The 1,275-nt window shown below is 37.8% G+C and carries 1 protein-coding gene; it reads left to right on the forward strand.

Going from position 1 to position 1,275, the window contains the following annotated elements:
- Positions 1–66 precede the first annotated feature (66 nt).
- Positions 67–1,232, forward strand: a protein-coding gene (locus ACSC97_RS18110; protein ID WP_085940850.1) for an IS3-like element ISAba21 family transposase whose coding sequence is annotated in 2 segments (ribosomal slippage) — positions 67–325 and positions 325–1,232 — 1,167 coding nt in all. Because the reading frame shifts where the segments join, the coding sequence is not laid out codon by codon here.
- The last annotated feature ends 43 nt before the right edge of the window (positions 1,233–1,275 follow it).

The raw sequence follows: 1,275 nt of genomic DNA on the forward strand, positions 1-1,275 counted from the left end.
TGATGTGTGCTGAGAAAACAGGAGGTTTTAACTTGGTAAACTATAGACACTCATCAGGAGTTTACCATGAGCAAGAAACAGAAGACTTACACCGCAGAATTTAAAGTTGAAGCAATAAAATTGATTGAAGCCAATCAAGGCAATGTATCGGAAACAGCCAGACAACTTGGCATTTCAATGCAAACTCTTTCAAATTGGAATAATAAAGCAAAGACTGGCACCTTAGCAGGCACTAAACAATATTCACCTGATCTAAATGCCTTACTCGAAGAAAATAAAAAGCTCAAACAACAGCTCAAAACAGCTGAAATGGAACGTGAATTTCTAAAAAAGGCAGCAGCGTACTTTGCGAAAGAAAGTCAGTAAGGTACGCCTATATGAAACAGCAAAGACATTTATTCCCGATTAGCTTTATGGCTAGATTACTTCACGTTTCAGTGTCACGATTTTATGATTGGCTAAAACGAGGCATGAATAAAAGATTGGTTCAGCGAAATCAACAGACAATTTTGGTCAAAATAGCTCATGAGGAAACTAAACAAAGCTATGGCTATATTCGATTAACTAAGCATTTACAAGCGCAAGGTATCAAAATCAGTACGTATGCTGTACGTCAAATAAAAAAGCTCAACCAGCTGTATTGTAAGCGTCATAAGCGTTTCAAAAGAACTACGAAGAGTGATCATAATCGAGCGATCTACGCAAATTTACTAGAGCAACAGTTTTCAATGACTAAGCCCAATCTTGCATGGTCAAGCGATATTACATACATTTGGACTGCTGAAGGTTGGTTATACTTGGCAGCAGTAAAAGACCTGTACACGAAACAAGTGGTTGGCTATAGCTTAAATGAGCGTATGACCGCACAACTTGTTTGCAATGCACTGACTATGGCGATTCGTAATCAAAAACCAACGAAAGGCTTAATTGTTCATTCGGACAGAGGCAGCCAATATTGCAGCCATGAATATCGAAAGATACTGGAAAAATGTGATTTTCAAGGTTCAATGAGCAAACGTGGGGACTGTTACGATAATGCACCGATTGAAAGTTTCTGGGGCATACTCAAGAATGAATTAGTGCATCATTGCAACTATAAAACCAGAGATGAAGCTAAAGCAGATATTACAAAATACATTGTGTTATTTTATAATCAGCGAAGAATTCAAAAGAGTTTGGATTTTAAAACGCCAAATCAAATAGCAGAGAACTTTTATCGGTTAGCTGCCTAGCATATCCCAAGTGAAAGTCTCCTGCTAATTCAGCACATATCAG

Source organism: Acinetobacter sp. P1(2025), assembly GCF_051390655.1.
GTDB lineage: Bacteria > Pseudomonadota > Gammaproteobacteria > Pseudomonadales > Moraxellaceae > Acinetobacter > Acinetobacter junii.